Source organism: Stenotrophomonas sp. 2YAF22, from assembly GCF_052114665.1.
GTDB classification, from domain to species: Bacteria; Pseudomonadota; Gammaproteobacteria; order Xanthomonadales; family Xanthomonadaceae; genus Stenotrophomonas; species Stenotrophomonas indicatrix.
This window is the reverse complement of sequence record NZ_JBFRFE010000224.1, coordinates 1-6,016: the sequence shown is the minus strand read 5'-3', so window position 1 is coordinate 6,016 and position 6,016 is coordinate 1. Positions and strand designations below refer to the sequence as shown.

The 6,016-nt window shown below is 68.8% G+C and carries 5 protein-coding genes; 2 read left to right on the top strand and 3 right to left on the bottom strand.

What is annotated here, in order from left to right; genetic code table 11:
* Both AB4Y84_RS10690 and AB4Y84_RS10685 read right to left on the bottom strand, forming a co-directional pair.
* The coding region (locus tag AB4Y84_RS10690; protein ID WP_442250111.1) for an ATP-binding cassette domain-containing protein at nucleotides 1-274 on the bottom strand (274 nt) is incomplete at its 3' end.
* 167 nt (nucleotides 275-441) lie between these two features.
* Nucleotides 442-1,341 (bottom strand): LysR family transcriptional regulator, encoded by a 900-nt coding sequence (locus AB4Y84_RS10685; RefSeq protein WP_428703833.1) that lies wholly within the window; start codon nucleotides 1,339-1,341, stop codon nucleotides 442-444.
* Between the two features lie 228 nt (nucleotides 1,342-1,569).
* On the opposite strand from AB4Y84_RS10685, the gene AB4Y84_RS10680 reads away from it, so the two are divergent.
* Together AB4Y84_RS10680 and AB4Y84_RS10675 are read left to right on the top strand one after the other, a co-directional pair.
* On the top strand, nucleotides 1,570-2,748 hold the full coding sequence (locus tag AB4Y84_RS10680) for a serine hydrolase domain-containing protein (RefSeq protein ID WP_442244727.1): 1,179 nt from the start codon (nucleotides 1,570-1,572) through the stop codon (nucleotides 2,746-2,748).
* Nucleotides 2,745-3,929, top strand: coding sequence for an MFS transporter (locus tag AB4Y84_RS10675; RefSeq protein ID WP_394198141.1), 1,185 nt, complete (start codon nucleotides 2,745-2,747; stop codon nucleotides 3,927-3,929). Before AB4Y84_RS10680 ends, AB4Y84_RS10675 begins: the two co-directional genes overlap by 4 nt.
* A 198-nt stretch (nucleotides 3,930-4,127) precedes the next feature.
* Here AB4Y84_RS10675 and AB4Y84_RS10670 read toward each other — a convergent pair whose 3' ends face one another.
* Nucleotides 4,128-5,747, bottom strand: coding sequence for an EAL domain-containing protein (locus AB4Y84_RS10670; RefSeq protein ID WP_442244728.1), 1,620 nt, complete (start codon nucleotides 5,745-5,747; stop codon nucleotides 4,128-4,130).
* Between the last annotated feature and the right edge of the window lie 269 nt (nucleotides 5,748-6,016).

Here is a 6,016-nt window from a genome sequence, read left to right as displayed (position 1 = left end):
GTTCGGCGCCGACGCCGGCCAGTTCACCCACCGTGCCACGTGGCGGATAGCCCGGCGTAGGCAACAGGAACACCTGGCCACTGCGGTGCACGCGGCCATCGTCGGGCGACAGCTGGCCGGCGAGCAGGCGCGCTAGCACGCTCTTGCCGGCGCCATTGGCGCCGACCAGTCCGGTGGCCACCGGTTCGAAGGAAAAGGACAGATCGGAAAACAACGGTCGACCATCGGCCAACCGATACGACACGCGATCGAGCGTGAGGGAATGCGAAGTCATGCGACCTCCATGTGATGCCTGGTTCTCCCCTGCGCGCAGGGGCGGGAAGAGTCGGGCCGTCTAGTGCGAAGACGGCGGCATCACTGGCGCATTGGTCGCGAGCCTCGGTGGGGAATGAGCGTTCAGTATAGCGCCGCGAGCTGAATGGTCGCGGCCGTGGCGCGGGGTTACGGCACCGTATCCAGCCGTGCGCCGACAAATTCGATGAATACCCGCAGCTTCGGCAGCACGTGGCGGCCGGAGGGCCACAGCAGGTGGAAGATGCCGCAGGAATGCACGTGCTTATCAAGCACGGTGACCAGCCGGCCATCGGCCAGTGCATCGCGCACCGAATGCACCGGCACGAACGCCAGGCCCCCGTCGCGCAGCGCCAGTGCCACCCGCGCTTCGATGGTGTTGGCGACCAGGTGTACCGGCAGATCCTGTGCCGTTTCGCCTTCGGGCCAGAGGATGGGCCATGGCTCGAGCTTGCCGGTGCTGGGGAAGCGGTAGTGCAGCAGGCGGTGCTGCAGCAGGTCGGCCGGCGTGCGTGGAACGCCGTGCCGTTGCAGGTACGCCGGCGATGCAACCACGCGGCGTGGGAACACACCGAGGCGGCGTGCGGTGAGGCGTGAATCGCTGGGCTCGCCAACGCGCAGCACGGCGTCGAAGCCTTCCTCGATGACATCGACCAGGCGATCGCAGAAATCCAGCTCCAGCCGGATGTCCGGGTAGGCCGCCATGAACTCGGCCATCAGCGGCAGGGTCAGGTCGCCCACCAGCGGCAGGCTGATGCGCAGGGTGCCGCTGGGGGTTGCATGTTGCTGGGCCAGTTCGGTGCGTGCGGCATCACGTTCGTCGAGGATGCGGCGGCAGCGTGCCAGGAACAGCTGGCCCTCGGCCGTGAGGGTGATGCTGCGCGTGCTGCGGTGGAACAGGCGCACGCCGAGTGCGTGTTCAAGCCGGGCCACGCACTTGCCGGCGGCCGAGGCGGAGATGCCCTGCACGCGGCCGGTGTCGACGAAGCTGCGGGTGTCCGCGGCATGGACGAAGGTCTGCAGGTTGGCCAGGTTGTCGAGGACGGACATGGGGAAGGTCGCTGCGAAAGTGGGCAGGGTAGGGTGCGGCAGTCCGGCCCGCGGACGTAGCCCGCGCAACACTGCGGTGCACGGGCCTGGCGGGTCGGTGCGGCCCAATGGTTCCGGCCATCATGCCGATTGCGGACTTTCCGGTCCATGATGCACGGAGCCCCGCCCCGCTTTTTGCCGGCGCAGGAGCTGCCTACCGTGGCGGGCCTCTCCCCACGGATCACCCCGATGACACTCGCCCTTCCTGTTGATACCGCACCGGCACTGCCCGCGGTGAGCGCGCTGCTGCGGGCCGTGCATCCGCAGCGCCTGGTCGGTGCGGTGGTACTGGTGCGCGAGCACGGCGTGCTGCGCCACGCCAGCGCCAGTGGCCTGGCCGACCGTGAATCGAACACGCCGATGCGCCGCGACCACCTGTTCCGGCTGGCCTCGGTGAGCAAACCGCTGCTGACCACGGTGATCCTGCGCCTGGTAGCCGAGGGGGTGCTGGACCTGGACGCGCCGGTGCAGCGCTGGTTGCCGGCGTTCCGCCCGGCACTGGCCGATGGCAGCCGCCCGCCGATCAGCCTGCGCCAGCTGCTCAGCCACAGCAGTGGGCTGGGCTACCGCTTCCTGGAAGCCGATGCCCAGGGGCCTTATGCGCAGGCGGGTGTGAGCGATGGCATGGACGCGAACCCGGTGACGCTGCAGCAGAACGTGCAGCGCATCGCGCAGGCGCCGCTGTTGTTCACGCCGGGCAGCCAGTGGCTGTACTCGCTGGGCGTGGATGTGGCGGGCGCCGTGGCTGAAGCGGCCACCGGCGAAAGGTTGCAGGTGTTGTTCGACCGGTTGTTGGCGCAGCCGCTGGCCCTGCGCGACACCGCGTTCGCCACCGACGAGGGTAGTCGTCTGGCCACGCCGTATGTCAGTGACATGCCGCAGCCGCATCGGTTGCGGGAGGGCGAGGTGGTGCCTGCGTTCGAGGGCTCGGTGGGCATCGAATACAGCATGGCCCGGGCGACCGATCCACACCGCTATCCGTCGGCAGGCGCGGGGCTGGTGGGCAGTGCCGACGAGGTGATGGCCGTGCTGGAAGCGTTGCGCGATGTGCGCGCCTCGCAGCTGCTGCCGGAACGGCTGGCGGCTCAGATGGGAACCCCGCAGGTCGGCGAGCTGGGACCGGTTGATCCGCCGGGTTGGGGCTTCGGCCTCGGCTTTGCGGTGCTGCGTGATGCCGCGGCCAGCGGCACACCGCAGACCGCAGGGACATGGCGTTGGGGCGGTGCTTACGGCCACAGCTGGTTCGTGGACCCGGCGCGTGGCCTGAGCGTGGTCGCGCTGACCAACACGCTGTACGAAGGCATGCATGGCGCGTTTGTCGATGAACTGCGCGATGCGGTGTACGCCGACCTGGAGACGGTGCGATGAGCGGGCATGCGATCGATGCAGCGGCACCGGCGGGTGAAGCAACGCGCCTGCCGTGGCGCGGACTGCTGGCACTAGCCGGTGGTGGCTTCATCACCCTGCTGACTGAAACGCTGCCAGCGGGCGTGCTGCGGCCAATGGGCGAAAGTCTCGGCGTCAGCGATGCGGCCGCAGGTCAGCTGGTGAGCGTGTATGCACTGGGCTCGGTGCTGGCTGCATTGCCGATGACCGCGTTGACCCAGCGCCTGCCGCGCCGTCCGCTGCTGCTGGCGGCGATTGCCGGCTTCATGGTGGTCAACACCGTGACCGCGCTGAGCCACGACTACGTGCTGACCCTCGTGGCGCGCTTCCTGGCGGGTGTGGGCGCAGGCCTGCTGTGGTCGCTGGTGGCCGGCTATGCCGCGCGCATGGTGGTGCCGGAACTGCAGGGAAGGGCGATCGCGGTAGCGATGATCGGCTCGCCGCTAGCGCTTTCGCTGGGAGTGCCGGCCGGCACCTTGCTGGGCCAGCAGATCGGGTGGCGCTGGGCGTTCGCGTTGATGAGCGTGCTGGCGGTGCTGCTGCTCGGCTACGCCCGATGGGCGCTGCCCGCGTTGCCGGCGGCCGGTGCAGGCCGGCGCATGTCGCTGGGTTCGGTCTGGCGCATGCCCGGCATCCGCAGCACGCTGCTGGTGATGGTGCTGTACGTGCTGGCGCACAACGTGCTGTACACCTACATCGAGCCGTTGGCAGTGCAGGCCGGCGCCGGGGCGTGGCTGGACCGGCTGCTGCTGGCATTCGGCATCGCCGCGATCGTGGGCATCGCCATCGCCGGCTGGGGCGTGGACCGCCACCTGCGCGCGCTGGTGTGGGCCAGCGTGATCGGCTTCGTGATGGCGGTGGTTTCGCTGCTGCTGTGGCCAGGTGTGCCGGGCGTGCTGCTGCTGGTGACGATCCTATGGGGCGTCGCGTTCGGTGCGGTACCCACCCTGTTCCAGACCGCACTGGCCCGCCGCGCCGGTGCCGCCGCCGACCTGGCGCAGTCGATGCTGGTGACCGGCTGGAACCTGGCCATCGCCGCCGGCGGCGTCGGCGGCGGCCTGATGCTGCAGGCCAGCGGCGCCCAGCACCTGGCTTGGCTGCCGTTGCTGCTGCTGGTGGTGTGTGGCCTGTGGGTCTGGGCGCGGCCCAAGGCCTGGGCGTAGGCGTCGATCAAGGATGACGGGGTTGCCGGCCAGCGGCCGGCACTACCCCAGCCGAAGCTCAACAGCGTGCGCGAGCGCAGCGACCCGCTGTTGCTTTTCTCTTCTCTATTTACGTGGTGGAACGCCGCAGAGATCTGTCCCGGCCAGCCCACGAACCGCTCTTAGCGACCCACCACGAGGGGCTGCGCCTTTCGCCGGCTACTCCCCCGCCTGCTCGCGCTCGAACGGCACGCTGCGCGGATTCTGCATGTGCTCCCGCGCCGCGCCGTACTGCTGCTGGCGTTTGCGATGGAAGGCGATGAACTCATCGCGCGGCAACGGCCGCGAGAACAACCAGCCTTGGCCGAACTGCACGTGCTGGCTGTGCAGGTAGGCCAGCTGTGCTTCGGTTTCCACGCCTTCGGCCACCAGCCACAGGCCCAGCTCCCGGGCCATGCCGATGATGTGCGGCGTGACCGGGCTGGTCGCGCTCTCGGTGCCGATCGCATCGACGAAGGATTTGTCGATCTTCAGTGCATCCAACGGCAGCTGCTGCAGGTACTGCAGGCTGGAATAGCCGACGCCGAAATCGTCAATGGCCACGCTGTGGCCCGCGCGTCGCGCCGCGGCCAGCATGGTGCGGGCACGGTCGATATCGAGGAAGCCATGTTCGGTGGCCTCCAGCCAGATCTGCTGCGGCAGGATGCCGCTGCCGGCCATCCGCTGGGAGATCACCTTCAGCGCCCGCCCGCTGCTGATGTCCTCGGCCGCCAGGTTGATCGCGATGTGTGCACTGCGATCCTCGGCCAGCAGTTCGCGCATGTCGGCAACCACGTTTTCGATCACCAGATCGGTGATGGCGGCGATCATCCCGGCTTCTTCGGCCAAGGGAATGAACAGGTCCGGACGCACCTGCGTACCGTCGGGTCGCTGCCAGCGCACCAGCGCCTCGGCGCCGACGCAGATGCCGGTATCCAGTTCGATGATCGGCTGGTAGTGCAGGTAGAGTTCACGGCGACGGATGGCGATGCCCAGTTCGCCGCGCATCGACAGCCGTCGTCGCGACAGCCAGATCACCAGGCCGGCACCAGCGGCGGCCATCAGCAGTCCCAACGGCACGAACAACCACGCCTGCTGGCGGAACGTGGCGGCCAGCGCGGTGCGCGGCGCCGTGGCGATTGCCAGCCATTCGCCGCTGCGTGCGCTGGCGTACAGCGTGTCACGGTCCAGGCCCTCTCCGGGCTCACGCAGCAGCTGCTGCAACAGGGTCGGGTCCATGCCGTCCTGCTGGGTCAGCAGCCGTCCATCCGGGCTTGCCAAGGCCAGCCGCACGTCCGGATCAACGACGACATCGATGAAGCGTCGAGGGTCGACCAGCACATCGTAGGAGCCGTACATGATGGACAGCATCGGCCGCCGGCCGGCCGCCTCGGGGCGAACGTCCACGGTGATGCCGGCGCCATCGCTGGTGACGTGGTCCGGCGTGGGTTGGTCCACATCCCGCTGAAACACCCCCCACGACGTGCAGCGCAGCTTGCCGCCCTCGAAGTAGCCCATCTGGTCCGACGACGGCGTGGTCATCACCAGGGTCTGCATGCGCTGGATGTGTTCGGCCCCGCAGGGCGGCAGCACGGTGGCCTCGGCCGACTTCAATGCCGCCAGCGCTTCCTGGTAGGACACTTCGGTACGGCGCAGGCTGCGCTCGGCGATGGCATGCAGCCGCTGCTGTTCGACACTTACGGCACGGTCCCAGGTGGCATAGACCATGACCGCGATCGGCACTGCCGCGGCGAGCACGGCCAGGACGGTGCCGCCGATGATGACCCGCAGTCGGCTCATGACCGGGGCTCCAGAGAGGTGTGCAGGGCTGGGCACATGGGCGGGGCCGGTCCTTGGACGATGGCGGTATATGAACACGGCGCAGGGCTGGGCGGAATGGGACAAAGGCGGTAACGGGTCACATTGTGGTGAAAGTGACACTTGCTGACGGCCCTGGGCCGTCCGGCGCTGGCGTTGTGGCAGCGGGAGGACTACCGTCGAACGCTTCACCCGCCCCTTCCCGCGCCCATGACCGAGCCCGCCACGCCCCCCGAGCACCTGCGCCGCAG

Coding starts and splice junctions, on each gene's coding strand:
- AB4Y84_RS10675 (WP_394198141.1), top strand. CDS start 2,745: ATGAGCGGGCATGCGATCGATGCAGCGGCACCGGCGGGTGAAGCAACG.
- AB4Y84_RS10685 (WP_428703833.1), bottom strand. CDS start 1,341: ATGTCCGTCCTCGACAACCTGGCCAACCTGCAGACCTTCGTCCATGCC.
- AB4Y84_RS10680 (WP_442244727.1), top strand. CDS start 1,570: ATGACACTCGCCCTTCCTGTTGATACCGCACCGGCACTGCCCGCGGTG.
- AB4Y84_RS10670 (WP_442244728.1), bottom strand. CDS start 5,747: ATGAGCCGACTGCGGGTCATCATCGGCGGCACCGTCCTGGCCGTGCTC.